The 17,397-nt window shown below is 71.4% G+C and carries 16 protein-coding genes; 4 read left to right on the forward strand and 12 right to left on the reverse strand.

The genetic code is table 11. From position 1 onward, the window contains the following. Window positions 1-87: 87 nt before the first annotated feature. From ACIBEC_RS00110 to ACIBEC_RS00140, 7 genes are all read right to left on the reverse strand, one after another. Window positions 88-957 carry an amino acid ABC transporter permease gene (locus ACIBEC_RS00110; RefSeq protein ID WP_360489730.1) on the reverse strand — a complete coding sequence of 290 codons (870 nt, stop codon included), beginning with the start codon at window positions 955-957 and terminating at the stop codon, window positions 88-90. Further along, entirely contained in the window at window positions 954-1,598 is a 645-nt protein-coding gene (locus tag ACIBEC_RS00115; RefSeq protein ID WP_360489732.1) for an amino acid ABC transporter permease, read from the reverse strand. Before ACIBEC_RS00115 ends, ACIBEC_RS00110 begins: the two co-directional genes overlap by 4 nt. Before the next feature lie 12 nt (window positions 1,599-1,610). Then, window positions 1,611-2,492, reverse strand: a complete 882-nt coding sequence (locus tag ACIBEC_RS00120) for a glutamate ABC transporter substrate-binding protein (RefSeq protein ID WP_360489734.1) — start codon at window positions 2,490-2,492, stop codon at window positions 1,611-1,613. 99 nt (window positions 2,493-2,591) lie between these two features. Then, window positions 2,592-3,320: an amino acid ABC transporter ATP-binding protein gene (locus ACIBEC_RS00125; protein ID WP_360490661.1), complete on the reverse strand. Its 729-nt coding sequence runs from the start codon at window positions 3,318-3,320 to the stop codon at window positions 2,592-2,594. 47 nt (window positions 3,321-3,367) lie between these two features. Next, window positions 3,368-3,613 (reverse strand): LapA family protein, encoded by a 246-nt coding sequence (locus ACIBEC_RS00130; RefSeq protein ID WP_360489736.1) that lies wholly within the window; start codon window positions 3,611-3,613, stop codon window positions 3,368-3,370. 136 nt (window positions 3,614-3,749) lie between these two features. After that, entirely contained in the window at window positions 3,750-5,522 is a 1,773-nt protein-coding gene (locus tag ACIBEC_RS00135) for an ABC transporter ATP-binding protein (RefSeq protein ID WP_360489738.1), read from the reverse strand. 55 nt (window positions 5,523-5,577) lie between these two features. Further along, a complete protein-coding gene (locus ACIBEC_RS00140; RefSeq protein ID WP_360489740.1) occupies window positions 5,578-7,380 on the reverse strand; it encodes an ABC transporter ATP-binding protein in 1,803 nt (600 codons plus the stop codon). Window positions 7,381-7,917: 537 nt separating this feature from the next. Here ACIBEC_RS00140 and ACIBEC_RS00145 point away from each other — a divergent pair. Beyond that, a complete protein-coding gene (locus ACIBEC_RS00145) occupies window positions 7,918-8,781 on the forward strand; it encodes an aldo/keto reductase (protein ID WP_360489742.1) in 864 nt (287 codons plus the stop codon). A 202-nt stretch (window positions 8,782-8,983) separates the two neighbouring features. On the opposite strand, the gene ACIBEC_RS00150 is transcribed toward ACIBEC_RS00145, so the two are convergent. After that, on the reverse strand, window positions 8,984-9,850 hold the full coding sequence (locus ACIBEC_RS00150) for a MarR family transcriptional regulator (RefSeq protein ID WP_360489744.1): 867 nt from the start codon (window positions 9,848-9,850) through the stop codon (window positions 8,984-8,986). Window positions 9,851-10,255: 405 nt separating this feature from the next. Here ACIBEC_RS00150 and fabG point away from each other — a divergent pair, with 405 nt between their 5' ends. Both fabG and ACIBEC_RS00160 read left to right on the forward strand, forming a co-directional pair. Continuing rightward, window positions 10,256-11,023, forward strand: a complete 768-nt coding sequence (fabG, locus tag ACIBEC_RS00155; RefSeq protein WP_360489746.1) for a 3-oxoacyl-ACP reductase FabG — start codon at window positions 10,256-10,258, stop codon at window positions 11,021-11,023. A gap of 231 nt (window positions 11,024-11,254) precedes the next feature. After that, a complete protein-coding gene (locus ACIBEC_RS00160; RefSeq protein WP_360489748.1) occupies window positions 11,255-12,184 on the forward strand; it encodes a phosphatase PAP2 family protein in 930 nt (309 codons plus the stop codon). Here ACIBEC_RS00160 and ACIBEC_RS00165 read toward each other — a convergent pair. Beyond that, window positions 12,135-12,353: an I78 family peptidase inhibitor gene (locus ACIBEC_RS00165; protein WP_360489750.1), complete on the reverse strand. Its 219-nt coding sequence runs from the start codon at window positions 12,351-12,353 to the stop codon at window positions 12,135-12,137. The genes ACIBEC_RS00160 and ACIBEC_RS00165 overlap by 50 nt on opposite strands. A 76-nt stretch (window positions 12,354-12,429) precedes the next feature. Between ACIBEC_RS00165 and ACIBEC_RS00170 the strand changes: the two genes are divergently transcribed. Beyond that, complete coding sequence (locus ACIBEC_RS00170; protein WP_360489752.1) at window positions 12,430-12,702, forward strand: DUF6343 family protein; 273 nt, start codon at window positions 12,430-12,432, stop codon at window positions 12,700-12,702. 78 nt (window positions 12,703-12,780) lie between these two features. On the opposite strand, the gene ACIBEC_RS00175 is transcribed toward ACIBEC_RS00170, so the two are convergent. The 3 genes from ACIBEC_RS00175 to hpnH form a co-directional block, all read right to left on the reverse strand. Then, window positions 12,781-14,181, reverse strand: coding sequence for an aspartate aminotransferase family protein (locus ACIBEC_RS00175; protein WP_360489754.1), 1,401 nt, complete (start codon window positions 14,179-14,181; stop codon window positions 12,781-12,783). Beyond that, window positions 14,171-16,081: a 1-deoxy-D-xylulose-5-phosphate synthase gene (gene dxs, locus ACIBEC_RS00180; RefSeq protein WP_360489756.1), complete on the reverse strand. Its 1,911-nt coding sequence runs from the start codon at window positions 16,079-16,081 to the stop codon at window positions 14,171-14,173. Before dxs ends, ACIBEC_RS00175 begins: the two co-directional genes overlap by 11 nt. A gap of 286 nt (window positions 16,082-16,367) precedes the next feature. Further along, on the reverse strand, window positions 16,368-17,396 hold the full coding sequence (gene hpnH, locus ACIBEC_RS00185) for an adenosyl-hopene transferase HpnH (protein ID WP_360489758.1): 1,029 nt from the start codon (window positions 17,394-17,396) through the stop codon (window positions 16,368-16,370). Between the last annotated feature and the right edge of the window lies 1 nt (window position 17,397).

Below are 17,397 nucleotides of genomic sequence, written 5' to 3' on the forward strand. Positions count from 1 at the left end.
CCGTCCAGCCCCGCAATCATAAGAGGAATTTGGAGGTACCGGCCCCGGCCCCATCCGTACCTATGGTTCAGCGTCGAACCAAGCCTCTCACTGCTGCGCCGACGGCGGCAGCCCCATCGCCACCCCGGCCTTGACCACCGGCGCCCCGCCCCGCACGGTCGGGCTGCGCCGGCTGCGCTTCTCGACGAAGCGGGCGAGCCAGGAGAGCAGCAGGCACATGCCGATGTAGATCGGCGCGATCACGATCACCACCGGGATGAACGGCAGGTCGTAGTCCAGGTTGGTGGCGATCAGCTTGCCCGCGTGCAGGAACTCCTCGTAGGTGATCAGGAAGCCCAGCGAGGTGTCCTTGAGCGCGACCACCAGCTGGCTGATGATGGCCGGCAGCATCGCCCGGTTGGCCTGCGGCACCAGCACGTAGGACATCACCTGGGTCTTGCGCATGCCCAGCGCGTACGCCGCCTCCCGCTGCCCCTTGGGCACCGCGAGCACGCCGGCCCGGAACACCTCGGCCAGCACCGACCCGTTGTAGAGCACCAGCCCGGCCACCAGCGCCCACAGCGGCTGCACCTTCAGCGCGACGAAGACGAAGAAGATCATCACCAGCACCGGCATGGCCCGGAAGAACTCGACCACCAGCGTTGAGAACCAGCGCACCACCCGGTGGTCCGACAGCCGCCCGGCCGCGAACAGCGCCCCGAACGGCAGCGCGAACAGCACCGTCCAGCCGAACGCCTTCAGCGTGTTGCCGAGCCCACGCAGCAGCAGCTCCTGGACGCCTCGGTACTCGAAGGGCTGCCACTTGGCGTAGGTGAACTGGTGGGTGTGGAACAGCATGTAGACGACCCAGGCGACCCCCGCCGCGATCAGCAGCAGCGCGATCCCGCCGTACAGCCGGTGGCGGGCGAGCGCCTTCGGCCCGGGGATGTCGTACAGCGCCGAGGATTCAACGGTCATCGGGACACCGCCACTCGTCGTTCCAGCAGGTTGAAGACAGCGCTGATGGCAAGGGTGATGATCAGGTAGCCGACGGCGATCCAGACGAAGGTCCAGACGATGCTGTAGCCCAGCTCGTTGATGGTCCGGTAGGTGCCGAGCAGTTCGGTGACGCTGAACGAGCCGGCGATCGCCGTGTTCTTCGCCAGCGCGATCATCACGCTGCCGATCGGCGCCACCACCGAGCGGTACGCCTGCGGCAGCACCACCAGGCTCATCGTCTGCCCGAAGGTCATGCCCAGGCTCCGGGCCGCCTCGCCCTGCCCGGTCGGCACGGTGTTCACGCCCGAGCGCATCGCCTCGCAGACGAAGGCGGAGGTGTAACAGCCGAGCGCGAGCACCGCGAAGGTGTAGAAGGGCAGCGTGATGTCGAACCGGGGCAAGCCCAGCACCACGATGAAGAACAGCAGGGTCAGCGGCGTGTTCCGCAGGATCGTCACCCACACCGTCCCGAACACCCGCAGCGGCCTGACCGGCGAGACCCGGAAGCTCGCGATCAGCACCCCCAGCACCAGCGACAGCACGGCGCTCACCGCGAAGAGCGAGAGCGTGCCGAGGAAGCCTTCCCAGTAGGTCGACCAGTTGTCGGTCAGCGTTTTCACGGCGCGGCCCTCTCAGTACCGGTTGATCTGCGGCGGGGTCGGCGCGGCTTCCCCGGAGAGACCGAGGGTGGCCTCGAAGGCCTTCTTCCAGTCGCCGTTCTGCTCGTGCTGCTCCAGCGCGTCGTTCAGCGCCATGCGCAGCACGGTGTCGTTCTTCGGTACCCCGATGCCGTACGGCTCGGTCGAGAACAGCGGGCCGACCACCTTGAGCTCGTCCGGCACCTTGGCCGCGTAGCCGAGCAGGATCGCGTTGTCCGTGGTCACGGCGTCGACCTGGTTGGTGATCAGGTTGTCGACGCACGCCGAGTAGGTGTCGTAGCCGATCAGCTTGGCCTTCGGGTACTGCGACTGGATGCGCTGGTACGGCGTCGAACCGGCCGCCGAACAGACCTTCTTGCCGTTCAGGTCCTGCGGGCCGTGGATGGTGGTGTCGTTCTTGCGCACCAGCAGCGACTGGCCGGCGACGAAGTACGGCCCGGCGAAGCCGACCAGCTTCTTTCGGTTGTCGTTGATGGTGTACGTGCCGACGTAGTAGTCCACCTGGCCGTTCTGCAGCGCGGTCTCGCGGTTGGCCGAGGCGATGGTCTTGAACTGGATCTTGTCCGGCGGGAAGCCGAGGGAGGCGCCGACCATCTTGGCGATCTCGATGTCGAAGCCGGAGTACACGCCGGTGGCCGGGTTCTTCTGGCCCAGGTACGGCTGGTCCTCCTTGGCGCCGACCACCAGGTGGCCCCGGCTGCGGGCGGCGTCCAGGGTCGGCGAGCCGGTGATCGAGGAGGCGTTCTGCACCTGGTAGCTGGGCAGCGCGGTGGGCTGCGGGCCCTTGGGCGGCGGGGTCCCGGCCTTGCCGCAGCCCGCCGCCAGCGCGGTGAGCAGCAGGGCGGCGGCGAGCACGCGTTTCCTCCCCCGCGCCGCGGGCTTCGCCGGGCGCGCTGCGCTGGGCTTCCCCGACCCCCCTGCGCCGGGCGCCGTCTCATCGTTCACGGCGCCGCCTCAGTGCTTCAGGATCTTGGACAGGAAGTCCCGGGCGCGCTCGCTCTCGGGGGCGCTGAAGAAGCCCTCCGGGGCGCGGTCCTCCACGATCCTGCCGTCCGCCATGAACACCACCCGGTTCGCGGAGGCCCGGGCGAAGCCCATCTCGTGGGTGACCACGACCATCGTCATGCCCTCGTGCGCGAGCTGGCGCATGACGTCCAGCACCTCGTTGATCATCTCGGGGTCGAGCGCCGAGGTCGGCTCGTCGAAGAGCAGCGCCTTGGGGTCCATCGCGAGCGCGCGGGCGATCGCGACCCGCTGCTGCTGCCCGCCGGACAGCTGGGCCGGATACTTGTCGGCCTGCGACGCGAGGCCCACCCGCTCCAGCAGCGCGCGGGACTTGGCGTCGGCCTCCGTCCTGGGCCGGCCGCGCACCTTGATCTGCGCGAGTGAGACGTTCTGCAGCACGGTCTTGTGCGCGAACAGGTTGAAGGACTGGAACACCATGCCGACCTCGGCGCGCAGCCGGGCGAGGCCCTTGCCCTCCGCGGGCAGCGGCTCGCCGTCGAGCAGGATGGTGCCGTTCTCGATCGGTTCGAGCCGGTTGATCGCCCGGCAGAGCGTGGACTTGCCGGAGCCGGACGGGCCGATGACCACGACGACCTCGCCACGGCCCACCGTCAGCTCGATGTCCTGTAGTACGTGCAGGTCCCCGAAGTGCTTGTTGACCCCGCGCAGCTCGATCAGCGGGGCGAAGTCCGCGGTGGCGCTCCGGGCCGGCTCGGGAGCTGTGGTCACCTGCTGCGTCGTCCCTTCAGCAGCCAGCCCAGCACGCTGCCCGCGACGAGCGTGGCCAGCAACGCGATCCAGAGCGGTGCAGTGACGGTGAACACCCAGAACTGGATCTTCACCTTTTCGAGGTTGGCGAACAGGAACCACACGGCGAGGATGACGATGACGCCGATCCCGATGTACCGCGTGGGGATCCCGCCGATCTCACCGCGCGGGGAGCGGGACGAGCCGTCTGAAATCTTGGTCACCGGAGCAGTCTGCGGGCCGGGCCGCCGATTTGCCCGGTTACGCGCCCTTCCGGGGCGGGGAGTAACCCGCACGGGGCAATCCGACCCCGTGCGGGTTTACCGATCTACGGCTACGGCCCTCCGAACTCCCCGGCTGCTACCGCTCGTCCCGCCACGAGCGCCAGAGCGCCGCGTACGGACCTCCGGCCGCGACCAGCTGCGGGTGGCTGCCGTACTCGCTGATCCGGCCGCCCTCGACCACCGCGATCACGTCCGCGTCGTGCGCGGTGTGCAGCCGGTGGGCGATGGCGATGACCGTCCGGCCCTCCAGCACCCGGGAGAGCGAGCGCTCCAGGTGCCGGGCGGCGCGCGGGTCCAGCAGCGAGGTGGCCTCGTCCAGCACCAGGGTGTGCGGATCGGCCAGCACCAGCCGGGCCAGGGCCAGTTGCTGGGCCTGCGGCGGGGTCAGCGAGGTGCCGCCGGAGCCGACCTCGGTGTCCAGCCCCTCCGACAGGGCGTCCACCCAGTCGCCGGCGTCCACCGCATCCAGCGCGGCCCGCAGCTCGGTGTCGTCGGCGTCGGGCGCGGCCAGCCGCAGGTTGTCCCGCAGGGTGCCGACGAAGACGTGGTGCTCCTGGTTGACCAGGGCCACCTCCGCGCGCACCCGCTCGGCCGGCATCCGGGACAGCGCCGCCCCGCCGAGGGTCACGCTGCCGCGGCCGGGGGCGTAGATCCCGGCCAGCAGCCGCCCGAGCGTGGACTTGCCCGCCCCGGACGGCCCGACCAGCGCGACCCGGCTGCCCGGGGCGACATCCAGGCTGATCCCGTGCAGGACGTCCGCGCCCTCGCGGTAGCCGAAGCGGACGTCCCGGGCCTCCACCCGGCGGCCGTCCGGGCGGGCGGACTCGTCCTCCTCGTGTTCCGGCACCTCGCGCACGCCGACCAGCCGGGCCAGCGAGGCCTGCCCGATCTGCAGCTCGTCGTACCAGCGCAGGATCAGGTCCACCGGACCGGTCAGCATCTGCGCGTACAGCACGCCGGTGGTCAACTGGCCGACGGTGATCCAGCCCTTGAGCGTGAACAGCCCGCCGAGTACCAGGGTCGCGAGCACCGCCGCGGTGTAGACCGCGTCGATGGTCGGGAACCAGACCGAGCGCAACCACAGGGTGTACCGCTCCCAGGCGAGCCACTCGCGCAGCTTGCGGTCGGTCAGCCCGATCCGCCGGCCGCCCAGGCGCAGCGCCTCGACCGTCCGCCCGGCGTCCACCGTCTCGGCCAACACGGTGTTCACCGCGGCGTACCCGGCCGACTCGTTGCGGTAGGACTGCGGCGCCCGCCGGAAGTACCAGCGGGAGGTGGCCAGCAGCAGCGGCAGCCCGATCAGCGAGGTCAGCGCGAGCACCGGCGAGGTGACCAGCAGGGCGCCGAGCACCAGCAGCAACGAGACCACGGCGACGGCGAGTTCGGGCACCGCCTCGCGCACCGACTTGTCCAGCCGGTCGACGTCGGTGGTGCCCCGGGAGACCAGGTCCCCGGTGCCGGCCCGCTCCAGCACACCGGTCGGCAGCGCGACCGAGCGGACCAGGAAGTCCTCGCGCAGGTCGGCCAGCACCCGCTCACCGAGCACCGCGCCGCGCATCCGCGACCAGCCGGTGAACGCGGCCTGCACAACGAGCGCCAGCAGGTACCAGGCGACCGCCACCGTGATGGTGGACCCAGCGGTGCCGGTGGCCAGCGACTCGACCAGGTGGCCGAGCACCCAGGGCCCGACCAGCCCGGCCAGCGTGGCCACCGAGTGCAGCGCCACGACGGTCGAGAACCCGCCCCGGTGCCGCCGCGCGAGCAGCAGCAGGTACGCGCGCACGGCGGCCGGGGAGCCGACCGGCAGGGTGGCGGCCGGCCCCTGCTCCTCATGGACGGGGGGCTTCATGACGTACTCCTCGGGTACGGGGCGGGACTGCCGGCGAACCTGTTCATGACGCTGTTCACACGGCCTCACCCACCGGCTGGGCGGCCTCCTCGTCGCGGGTGACCACGGCCCGGTAGGCCGGCTCGGACTGCATCAGCTCGCGGTGCCGCCCCGCCGCGACAACCCGGCCCTCGCGCAGCAGCACCACCCGGTCCGCTTGGTCGAGCAGCAGCGGACTGGTCGCGAACACCACGGTGGTGCGGCCCGCCCGGGTGTCCCGCAGTCCGGTGGCGATCCTGGACTCGGTGTGGGCGTCCACCGCGCTGGTGGGTTCGTCCAGCACCAGGACCGGCGGGTCCGCCAGCAGTGCGCGGGCCAGGGCGAGCCGCTGGCGCTGGCCCCCGGACAGCGAGCGCCCGCGCTCGGTGATCCGGGCGCGCATCGGATCGCCCGCGCACTCCGGCGAGCCGTCCACCAGCGCCTCCAGCACGTCGTCCGACCGGGCGGCCACCAGCGCCTCGGCCGCCGAGACCCGGCCCGAGGACGGGATGTCGAACAGCTCGGCCAGGGTGCCGGAGAGCAGCACCGGCTCCTTGTCGTGGACCAGCACGGCCGCCCGCGCCTCGGCCAGCGGCACCGTGTCCAGCTCCGTCCCGCCGAGCCGTACGGAGGGCTGAGCCTGCTCGCCCTCGGCCAACGGGACGTGGCCGCCGAGCCGCTCGGCGAGCGCCCCGGCGAGGTCCGGGTCCCCGCAGACCACCGCGGTCAGCTCACCGGCCCGCGCGGTCAGCCCGCTGACCGGGTCGTACAGGTCCGCCTTGGCCGGCCTGGCCCGTGGGGCCGGCGTGATTGTCGTGGTCGTCGTGGCCTCGCTCGCTCCACCGCTCCGGCTGAGGGACAGCACCCGAACGGCCCGCCCTGCGGAGACCCGGGCGACGCTCCAGGCGTGCGCCGCCTCGCCCAGGATCCGCAGCGGCGCGGCCAGGAATGCGGTCGCGCCGTACACCGCGATCAGGGTGCCGACGGAGAGCTCGCCGGAGGCTGCCAGCCGGGCGCCGTACCAGGTGACACCGATCACGAACAGGCCGGGCAGCAGCACCTGTTGGGCCTGCATCAGCGACCAGATCCGGGCCGAGCGGACGGCGGCCGCCCGCACCTTCTGGGAAGCGGCCCGGTACCGCTCCAGGAACAGTTCCTCACCGCCGATGCCGCGCAACACCCGCAGCCCCGCCACCGTGTCGGCGGCCAGCTCGGTGGCCTTGCCGCCGAGCGCGCGCTGCTGCTCGTAGCGCCGCTCGAACGGCCCGATCAGCGGCCAGACGGAGGCCGCCAGCACCGGGACGCCGAGCAGCACGCCGATGCCCAGCACCGGTTCGACCACCAGCACCACCGAGCTGACGGCCAGCCAGACGATCACCGCGGACCGGACCCGGGCGATCAGCTCGACGTACCAGCCGATCCGCTCGACGTCCCCACTGCCGACCGCGACGACCTCACCGGTGGCGATCCGGCGGGACAGCCCGGCCCCGAGGCGCGAGGCCTGCCGGGCCACCAACTGCCGTACCTGGCATGCCGCGTGGATCCAGTTCCAGACCGCTTGGCGATGCGACAGGACGGTGCCCAGCGCGGCGCCCGCGGCAAGCAGCAGGGCAAGCCCGCCGGCCTGCCAGATCCCGCCGGCGTCACCGTCGACGGCGGCCTGCACGCCCGAGCCGAGCGGTATCGGCAGGGCGGCCTGGCACCCCATCTCGAGCAGTGTCCAGCAGGTCGCGAGCAGTTGCCCGCGCCGCTGACTGCGCTGCAGCCAGCGCAGGAAGGCCAGGGGTGAGGAGAGATCGGGACTGCCGGGGTCGGCCAGCGGCAGCGGGGTGAGCGGCATGACACTCCGATACGAACGGTGCGGAGGTACGGGGGAACCGGGCGAACGGGGGTGCGGGCGAACGGGGCACGGACGGGCGCGCGCCGTCCGGCAGGGCGGACCGGTTCACGCGAGCAGCCCGAGCCGACAGGCGAGGGCAATGGGCGACGGACGCGCGGCGCAACGGCGCGGCGGCGTCGACACGTCCGGTGGGAGCCCCGGACGGGACATGGGAAGGGCACGAAGGGCCCTGATTTCAGGAGGCCATGTCCGCGAGCCTGCCAACCCCGGTGTGACCCGCGCAACAGGTTTTCCGCCGCCCCGCCCGCCCGGCTCCCCGCCCAGCCCGCCAGGGACCTCCGACGGGCCTGCGACGGACCTCCGACGGGCCTGCGGGGGCTCGCGACGGGCCTGCGACCCCGCCCCCGACGCTCGTCCGCCCGGGGCGAGCCACTGCAAACCTCCACCCAAAATTCGCCCGTTTGGCGGGAACAATCAGGTTCCAGTGCCAGTTGCCCCCCACTGGAAAGACCTACGACCAGGAGGGCATCCCGTCCCGTGAGCACCATCCCCAGCGTCACCCTCAACGACGGCGCGCAGATCCCGCAGCTCGGTTTCGGCGTGTGGCAGGTCCCGGACGGCGAGGCCACCGCCGCCGTCAACTCCGCGATCGGCGCGGGCTACCGCTCCATCGACACCGCGGCCATCTACGAGAACGAGGCCGGCACCGGCGCGGCGATCGCCGAGGCGCTGGCGGGCGGCATCGCCCGCGAGGACCTCTACATCACCACCAAGCTGTGGAACTCGGGCACCCGCGACTGGTCCGGCGAGCAGGGCCGCGACGCCGTGCTGCGCGCGTTCGACGCCTCGATGGACAAGCTCGGCCTCGACCACCTCGACCTGTACCTGATCCACTGGCCGCGCCCGATGCACGGCAGCTACCTCAACATCTGGAAGGCCTTCGAGCAGCTGAAGGCGGACGGCCGGGTCAAGTCGATCGGCGTCTCCAACTTCGGCACCGAGCAGCTGACCCGCCTGCTCGACGAGGCCTCGGTCGCCCCGGTCCTGAACCAGGTCGAACTGCACCCGTACTTCCCGCAGGAGGAGCTGCGCGCCTTCCACGCGCAGCACGGCATCGCCACCGAGGCGTGGAGCCCGCTGGGCCAGGGCGGAGAGCTGCTCGCCGAGCCGGCCCTGGTGAAGATCGCCGAGAAGCACGGTCGCACGGTCGCCCAGGTGGTCCTGCGCTGGCACCTGCAGAGCGGCGTGATCGCCATCCCGAAGTCGGTCACGCCGTCCCGGATCCGGGAGAACCTGGACGTCATCGGCTTCGAGCTGGACGCGGAGGACCTCACGGCGATCGCCGCCGTCGCCACCGGCAAGCGCATCGGTCCGGACCCGCAGGGCTTCGACTGGAACTGACGTGGACCCGGGGTGCCGAATCCGGTCCCCGAGCATCCGCGACCGGCCCCCACGGGGCCTGACGGCCGCCATGACGAGGACCGCCCGCCCCGAACGGGGCGGGCGGTCCTCGTCATGCGCGATTCACAACATCACCACACCAACGGCCAGGGACCCTCGGTGCGTTGGCGAATCGTTTTGGCTGTTGTTACCAAGGCTTGGTCTAAAGCCTGCCCGCCTTGGCGATGAGCGCGAGTGCAGCCTCGTGCTCAGCCTCCTCCAGCGGAGCCAGCAGCAGCCGCTGGACCTCGGCCACCCCGGCGGCCGAGCGGTGCAGCAGGTCCTGTCCCGCCGGTGAGAGCGAGAGCAGGTTGCGCCGTCCGTCCGAGGGGTCGCGCCGGCGCTGCACCAGACCGCGGCGCACCAGCCGGCTCACCATCTCGGCCATGGTGGCCTTGTCCAGCGAGGCCAGCTCGCCCACCGTGCGCTGGTCGGCGCCCGGCTCTTGCTCCAGGGCGTCCAGCACCGCGTACTGCGGGGCCGTCAGCTCCGCGCCGACGTGCTCCGACCAGAGCTTGGTGTGCACCTGCTGGCTCACCCTGATCAGGTAGCCGATAGCCCGCTGGGCGTCCAGTATCGGCCGCGCGTCCGTGAAGACGGCGACCGCCGCGGGCTCCAGCCTGGCTATCTTGGCCATCACCCGGACGACCTCGACCTGCTCCTCCGCCGTCAGCGGCTCGAACAGGACGCGCTGCACGCGGACCACACCACCGGTGGCCTCGCGCACCGCCTGGGCGCCGCTCTGCGAGAGAGCGAGCAGCTTGCGTCGGCCGTCGGCCGGGTCGCGCCGACGCAGCACCAGGCCGCGGCGGACCAGCCGCGCGACCATCTCGGCCATAGTGGCCTTGTCCAGCGACGCTCGCTCGCCGACCGTTCGCTGGTCCGCACCCGGCTCGAGGGCCAGGACCAGCAGCACGGCGAACTGCGGAGCCGTGAGATCGGCTCCGACGTGCTCCGACCACAGCCGGGTGTGAACCTGCTGTGCAACGCGAATGAGGTGTCCGGGCGACTGCTGCAGTCGCGCGGACACGCGGGTTGTCGGGATCTCCCCCAGCACCATGTATCCGTCCCGATGTCACACCCGGTGTGTGTGGGACACCCGGGTGGGGCAGTAACGGCGAGTGGGCGTCCAGCTATGAGGGAGGGCGCTCCAGCCGTGCAGCCGGTGGCTGCTGGCGGACACTATACAAACGGCTGGCCCCTGCTGGCAGGCAGGGGCGGATAGTAGACGCAGGTTCGGCAACATTGGCATATTTACGCGCTGCCACACCGTTGCAGTAACCCGTTCTGAGCAGAAAGCCGACCGGTCGGTCCTTACCGACCGTCACCTGCGTCTCTCCACTCTGGCCGCCTTCCCTACTCGCCGGTAGGGTGTGGCCACCCTCCCCCGGGGGCTCTCCCCCGGAGGCAACCCCCGAGAGAGACGAGAGCGAGCATGACCGAGCAGAGCACCGCCCCCCGGGTCGCCGTCGTCACCGGCGCCGCCCGCGGCCTGGGTGCCGCCACCGCCGTCCGGCTGGCCGCCGACGGATACGCGGTCGCCGTCCTGGACCTGGACGAGGCGGCCGGCAAGGACACCGTGGACCGGATCACCGCCGCCGGCGGCAGGGCCGTGGCCGTCGGCGCCGACGTCTCGAACGCCGAGCAGGTCCAGGCCGCCGTCGACCGCGTGGTCGCCGAGCTCGGCACCCCCGTCGTGCTGGTCAACAACGCGGGTGTTCTCCGCGACAACCTGCTCTTCAAGATGTCCGAGTCCGACTGGGACACGGTCATGAACGTTCACCTCCGCGGCGCCTTCCTGATGACCCGCGCAGTGCAGAAGCACATGGTCGACGCCGGATTCGGCCGCATCGTCAACCTGTCCTCCTCCTCGGCCCAGGGCAACCGCGGCCAGGCCAACTACTCGGCCGCCAAGGCCGGCCTGCAGGGCTTCACCAAGACTTTGGCCATTGAGCTGGGCAAGTTCGGCATCACCGCCAACGCCGTCGCCCCCGGATTCATCGCCACGGACATGACAGCAGCCACCGCCGCCCGGGTCGGCATGGACTTCGAAGACTTCAAGCGGGCTGCCGCCTCTCAGATCCCGGTCCAGCGGGTCGGTCTGCCTGAGGACGTCGCCCACACCATCTCGTTCCTGGCGAGCGAGGGCGCCGGCTTCGTCTCCGGCCAGGTGATCTACGTCGCGGGCGGGCCCCTCGACTGAGCACGGAACCTACACAGGGTTACCACGGAGCGGGAAGCCGGGCAGGCCGGCCTCCCACTCCGTTTCCTTTACCGGGGCTTTTGGGGAACCATTCGAAGACCACACTGGCATTCGATCCCGAAATAGCGGAAATCGCTCGCCGGACCACCCCGGACAGCCCAAATTGTCGATTTCACGGGAAAATGACAATTACCCCCGGAATGGCCCTGTCCGGATGGGTAAGGTCGCCCCGTGCAATCCGGAAGTACCCCCGCCCCCATTCCGCGACAGGGGCGGCGACACCACACCGCCACCACCGGCCGGGGACGCCCCACCACCCCCTGCGGCCCGATCGGCCCCATCAGCCGCGACCCCGACCGCCGCAGCCCGATCGGCCCCGTCAGCCCCGTAAGCCCCGCCGGCCGCGACCCCGGCTGGCCGCCGATGAGCCGACGGCAGGCCGCCCTGCTCGCCGCCACCGTCGTCGTCTACCTGCTGGTACTGGCCGGCGTCCTGCTCAACACCGCCCTGGTCGACCTCGACTGGTCGGTCCGCCTGCTGCGCCCGTACGAGCGGTGGCCCCGGCTGGAGCCGCTGCTCGACTCCTGGGTGGTCGCCGGGCAGCGCGGGCCCTCGGCGATCACCGCCTTCGCCTGGCTCGCCTGGCGCGCCCGCCGACTAGGCCGACTGCGCCCGCTGCTGGTCATGGGGATCGCGCTGCTTTTGCTGAATGTCACGGTGGGCGCGGTGAAGATCGTCACCGGCCGGCTCGGCCCGCACTACGCCCAGTACGTCGGCTCGCCCGAGCTCTTCTCCGGCGGCACCATCTTCCCGTCCGGCCACACCGCGAACGCCGTGGTCACCTGGGGCGTGCTTGCCTACCTCGCGGTCCGCTGGCGTCGCACCGGCGCGGTGATCGCCGCCGGAACCGCCTGCTCGATCGGCCTGACCACGGTCTACCTGGGCACCCACTGGGTCACCGACGTGCTGGCCGGCTGGGCCGCCGGGCTGCTCGTCCTGCTCTCGCTGCCGCTACTGGAACCCCTCGTGACCATCGTCGAGCAACGGCTCCACCGCCGCTTCGGCCGCCGCGCCCTCCCCTACCGGGCCGCCACGGCGGTGGGGGCGAGCGCTACCCCTCCCAGCTCCGCTCGACCACGCCGTCCCGCACCGCGAGGTTGAGCCGCCCCTGCCGGTACTCCATGGTCATCAGGTCCCCGGGCTCCAGCACCCGGACCGAGGCCCAGCCGTGCCGCCGGGCCAGCTCCCGGGCCCGCTCGACCCGCAGCCCCGCGTACCCCTCGGCGTCCGCCCCCGCCGTACCCGACCCCACCGCGTCCGACCCCGACATCGCGCCTCCCCCGGCCAGCCTCCTCGGACGTACGCTGGAATCGTAGCCCGACCCGCGCGGTCCGGAGGTGAAGGCCATGCGCACCACTACCCCGCGACGGTGGCGCAGCGGCACCGAGCCGACCACCGCCCGCAGCGACCTCAAGCTCCGCTACCTGCTCTCGCTCATCTTCACGCCGCTGTTCGTGCTGGCCACGGTGGGCTTCGCGGTCTGGGCGGCCGTCTCGCCCGTCAACGGCGCACCCAGCCGGGGCACGCTCACCGGCTTCGCCGTCGCGTGCGGCCTGCTCTCCCTGTTCGCCATCGTCGATCTCGTGGTGGTCGTCCGGCGTCGCCGGACCGAGCTCTGACGCGGTGTCTCCCATGGAGTGTGAAGTCGGCCCGGCCGACTTCCCACTCCCCGCACCCAAGCCACCCGGCCCTCGGCCTCAGCGGCCGCCGACCGCCTGCTTCACCAGCGTCCGCCCGAAGTCCCACATCAGGCCGCTCCCCCGGTGGGCCTCTTCCATGATGTCGGTGAAGGCGTCCATGAAGCGGTCCACGTCCCGCTCGGTGATGATCAGCGGCGGAATCAGCTTGATCACTTCCAGGTGGTCCCCGGACACCTGGGTGAGGATCCGGTGCCGCTGCAGCAGCGGGACCACGACCATCTGCGCGAACAGCCCCTTGCGTGCCGCCTGCAGGGCCGTCCACCCGGTGCGCAGCTTGAGCGACTTGGGCCGGCCGAACTCGATGCCGATCATCAGCCCGCGCCCGCGCACCTCGGCGAGCAGCTCGTACTTGTCGACAAGCTCGGTCAGCCGCTCGCGGAACCGGTCGCCGACCGTGCGGGCGTTCTCCACCACCTTCTCGTCCCGCATCACCTCCAGGGTCGCCAGCCCGGCCGCCATGGCCTGGGCGTTCGATCCGAAGCTGGCCGAGTGCACCAGCACCCGGTCCATCGAGGAGTACACCTTCTCGAAGATCCAGCCCTTGCCGAGCGTCGCCCCGACCGGGACGTACCCGCCGGAGAGCGCCTTGGCCGCGCAGACCAGGTCGGGCAGCACGCCGTCCTCGTGCTGGTAGGCGAAGAACTCTCCGGTGCGGCCGATCCCGGTCTGCACCTCGTCGCAGATGAGCAGCGCCTTGTGCTCGTGCAGCAGCGCCTGGGCGGCGCGCAGCCAGCCGGGCGGCGGGGCCTGGACGCCCTTGCCCTGGATCGGTTCGACGATCAGGGCCGCGACGTCGCCGCGCTTCAACTCCTTTGCCAGCGCCGACAGATCGCCGAGCGGGATGGCGGTGTCCGGGAGCAGCGGGTCGAAGCCCTTGCGGAAGCCGTTCTCCCCGTTGACCGAGAGCGAGCCGGTGGTCAGCCCGTGGAAGGCGTGGTCGGCGTAGAGGATCCGCCGGCGTCCGGTGGCGTACCGGGCGAACTTCAGCGCGGTCTCCACCGCTTCCGTCCCGCTGTTGCCGAAGAACACCCGGTCCAGCCCGGGGGCGTACGACAGCAGCCGCTCGGCCAGCAGCCCGGGCAGCGGCGAGCAGTCGAAGCGCACCAGGTCCGGCAGGTCCAGGTCCATCACCTGCTGGATCGCCGTGCGCACCACCGGGTGGTGGCGGCCGAGCGCGAAGATGCCGAAGCCGGCCAGCATGTCGAGGTACTCGTTGCCCTCGGCGTCGTAGAAGTACTGGCCCTTGGCGCGCTCGTAGTACTTGTCGAAGCCGATGGTGTGGAGCATCCGGGACAGCTGCGGGTTGAGGTAGCGGCTGTTCAACTCGTAGCGCTCACCGCCGCGTTCGGCGAGGAGGGCGGCGAGGTCGAAGGCGGGGCGGTCTGGGTCAGCCGGCATGGCGCGGGTTCGCTCCTCGGGTCGGTAGCAGGTTCTTGGCGAAGACGGCGGCCTGGGCAGCGACCCCGGTCCCGGTGAGCCCCGCCTCCTCGAGGATCTCTCCGCGCGAGGCGTGCCCGAGGAACTCCTGCGGCAGGCCGAGGACCCGCAGCGGTACGTCCACGTCGGCGTCGCGCAGCGCCTGGGCGATCGCCGAACCGACCCCGCCGGTCCGGCCGTTGTCCTCGACGGTGACCACCAGCCGGTGGGCGGCGGCCAGCTCGGGCAGCGCCGGGTCGACGGGCTTGACCCAGCGCGGGTCGACGACGGTCGCGGTGAAACCCTCGGCGAGCAGCAGCCGGGCGGCGTCCAGGCAGGCGGGGGCGGTGGTGCCGACGGCGACCAGCAGGATCTCGGCCGGGCGCCCGGTGCGCAGCAGCACGTCCACCCCGCCGATCCGCTCGACGGCCGGCACGGCGGGCCCGACGTTCCCCTTCGGGAAGCGCACGACCGTCGGCGCGTCCCCGACCTCGACGGCCTCGCGCAGCTGGGCCCGCAGCTGGTCGGCGTCGCGCGGTGCGGCGAGCCGCAGGCCTGGGACGACCTGCAGGATCGACAGGTCCCACATGCCGTTGTGCGAGGCGCCGTCCGGTCCGGTCACCCCGGAGCGGTCGAGTACGAAGGTGACGCCCAGCCGGTGCAGGGCGACGTCCATCAGCACCTGGTCGAAGGCCCGGTTCAGGAAGGTCGCGTACACCGCGACCACCGGGTGCAGTCCTCCGGTGGCGAGCCCCGCGGCGCTGGTGACGGCGTGCTGTTCGGCGATCCCGACGTCGAAGGTCCGCGTCGGGTACGCCTTGGCGAACGGCGCCAGGCCCACCGGCTGCAGCATGGCCGCGGTGATCGCCACCAGGTCCGGCCGCTCGGTGCCGAGCGCGAGCAGTTCCTCGCCGAACACCGAGGTCCAGGAGACGCCGCTGCTGGGCGAGATCGGCAGGCAGGTGTACGGGTCGATCGGGTTGACGGCGTGGAAGCGGTCGGCTTCGTCCTGCTCGGCGGGCCGGTAGCCGCGTCCCTTGACGGTGAGGCAGTGCACGATGACCGGCCCGCCGAAGTTGCGGGCCTGGCGCAGCGCCTGTTCGACCGCGCCCAGGTCGTGGCCGTCGATCGGGCCGAGGTACTTGAGGCCGAGGTCCTCGAACATGCCCTGTGGGGCGAAGGCGTCCTTGAACCCCTTCTTGGCGCCGTGCAGCGCGTCGAAGATCGGCTGGCCGACCAGCGGGGTGCGTTGCAGCGCTTCCTTGCCGAGGGCGAGGAAGCGCTCGTAGCCCTGGGTGGTGCGCAGGGTGGCGAGGTGGTTGGCGAGGCCGCCGATGGTCTTGGCGTAGGAGCGTTCGTTGTCGTTGACGACGATGACCAGCGGCCGGTCGCGGGCTTCGGCGATGTTGTTGAGCGCTTCCCAGGCGAGTCCGCCGGTGAGCGCGCCGTCGCCGATCACCGCGACGGTGTGCCGGTCGTGCTGGCCGAGCAGCCGGGCGGCTTTGGCCAGGCCGTCGGCGTAGGAGAGCGCGGTGGAGGCGTGCGAGTTCTCGACCAGGTCATGCTCGGACTCGCCACGCGAGGGGTAGCCGGACAGTCCGCCCCGCATCCGCAGCCGGGTGAAGTCCTGGCGGCCGGTGAGCAGTTTGTGGACGTAGCTCTGGTGGCCGGTGTCGAAGACGATCCGGTCGTACGGCGAGTCGAAGACCCGGTGCAGCGCGATGGTGAGCTCCACCACGCCGAGGTTGGGCCCGAGGTGTCCGCCGGTGCGGGTGACGGCGTCGATCAGGAAGTCCCTGATCTCGTCGGCGAGCAGCGGGAGTTCGGCCGCCGGGAGCTTGCGCAGCTCGGCCGGCGAGGTGACGCGGGAGAGCAGTGACATGGGTACACCTCACGACTCGGAGCGGTGCGGTGATGCCTCCGCCCGGCAGGGGCGGAGCCGGGGCGGGGGGGGGGGGGCGGGCGCGGGGGCGGGCGCGGGGGGGGGGGCGGGGTGTGGGGCCGCGGGGAGCTTGCGCAGCTGGGCCGGCGTGGTGACGGGGGATAGCAGTCACAGGGTCACACCCCACGACTCGGTGGGGTGCGGTGATGCCCCCGCCGGGGGGGGGGGCCCCCGGCCCGGGCGCGGGGCCCGGGCCGGGGTGCCGACTTGGCGGTCAACTCCCGGCTCAGCGGCCGTGGTTGCCGCCGATAGTCTCGGTGATGGCGCGCAGCGACTGCTGGAGCGAACCCATGGTGGCGAGGACGGCCGTCGGCTCGTAGCCGCAGTGGGCCATGCAGTTGGCGCAGCGCGGGTCCCGGCCGCGGCCGTACTTGCTCCAGTCGGTCTTCTCGACCAGTTCGCGGTAGGTCGGCACGTAGCCGTCGGCCATCAGGTAGCAGGGCCGCTGCCAGCCGAACAGCGAGTAGTTGGGGATGCCCCACGGGGTGCATTCGAAGTCGGCCTTGCCCTCCAGGAAGTCCAGGAAGAGCGGGCTGTGGTTGAGGCGCCAGCGCCTGCGGTTCCCGCCGGCGAAGGCTTTGCGGAAGAGTTCCCTGGTCTGTTCGACGCCCAGGAAGTGCTCCTGGTCGGGGGCCTTCTCGTAGGCGTAGGCGGGCGAGATCATCATCTCGTCCACTTTCAGCTCGTCGTTGAGGTAGTCCAGCACCTCGATGACGGTCTGCGGGGTGTCGGTGTTGAAGAAGGTGCTGTTGGTGGTGACCCGGAAGCCGCGCCGCTTGGCCTCCTTGATCGCGGCCACCGCCTCGTCGAAGGTGCCCTCCTTGGCCACCGACTCGTCGTGCCGCTCCCGCATGCCGTCGATGTGCACGGCGAAGGTGAAGTACGGGGAGGGCGTGAACTTCTCGATCTTCTTGCGCAGCAGCAGCGCGTTGGTGCACAGGAACACGTACTTGCGGTGCTCGACCAGCTGGCGGACGATCTCGTCGATCTGCGGGTGCATCAGCGGCTCGCCGCCTGCGATCGAGACCATCGGGGCACCCGACTCCAGGACCGCGCCGACCGCCTGGGCGACGGGCATCCGCTGCTTCAGGACGCCCGCCGGGTGCTGGATCTTGCCGCAGCCCTCGCAGGCGAGGTTGCAGGCGAACAGCGGTTCCAGCTCCACGATCAGCGGGAACTTGTCCCGTCGTTTGAGCAGCTTCTGCTGCATGAGGTAAGTGCCGACCCGCACGGTCTGGCGCAACGGCATGGCCATG

The organism is Kitasatospora sp. NPDC051164 (genome assembly GCF_044455625.1).
GTDB lineage: Bacteria > Actinomycetota > Actinomycetes > Streptomycetales > Streptomycetaceae > Kitasatospora.

Bases quoted from the DNA above. Each gene is read 5' to 3' on its own strand.
- fabG (WP_360489746.1), top strand. From the start codon at position 10,256: ATGACCGAGCAGAGCACCGCCCCCCGGGTCGCCGTCGTCACCGGCGCC.
- ACIBEC_RS00110 (WP_360489730.1), bottom strand. From the start codon at position 957: ATGACCGTTGAATCCTCGGCGCTGTACGACATCCCCGGGCCGAAGGCG.
- ACIBEC_RS00175 (WP_360489754.1), bottom strand. From the start codon at position 14,181: ATGCCGGCTGACCCAGACCGCCCCGCCTTCGACCTCGCCGCCCTCCTC.
- ACIBEC_RS00135 (WP_360489738.1), bottom strand. From the start codon at position 5,522: ATGAAGCCCCCCGTCCATGAGGAGCAGGGGCCGGCCGCCACCCTGCCG.
- hpnH (WP_360489758.1), bottom strand. From the start codon at position 17,396: ATGGCCATGCCGTTGCGCCAGACCGTGCGGGTCGGCACTTACCTCATG.
- ACIBEC_RS00165 (WP_360489750.1), bottom strand. From the start codon at position 12,353: ATGTCGGGGTCGGACGCGGTGGGGTCGGGTACGGCGGGGGCGGACGCC.
- dxs (WP_360489756.1), bottom strand. From the start codon at position 16,081: ATGTCACTGCTCTCCCGCGTCACCTCGCCGGCCGAGCTGCGCAAGCTC.
- ACIBEC_RS00170 (WP_360489752.1), top strand. From the start codon at position 12,430: ATGCGCACCACTACCCCGCGACGGTGGCGCAGCGGCACCGAGCCGACC.
- ACIBEC_RS00140 (WP_360489740.1), bottom strand. From the start codon at position 7,380: ATGCCGCTCACCCCGCTGCCGCTGGCCGACCCCGGCAGTCCCGATCTC.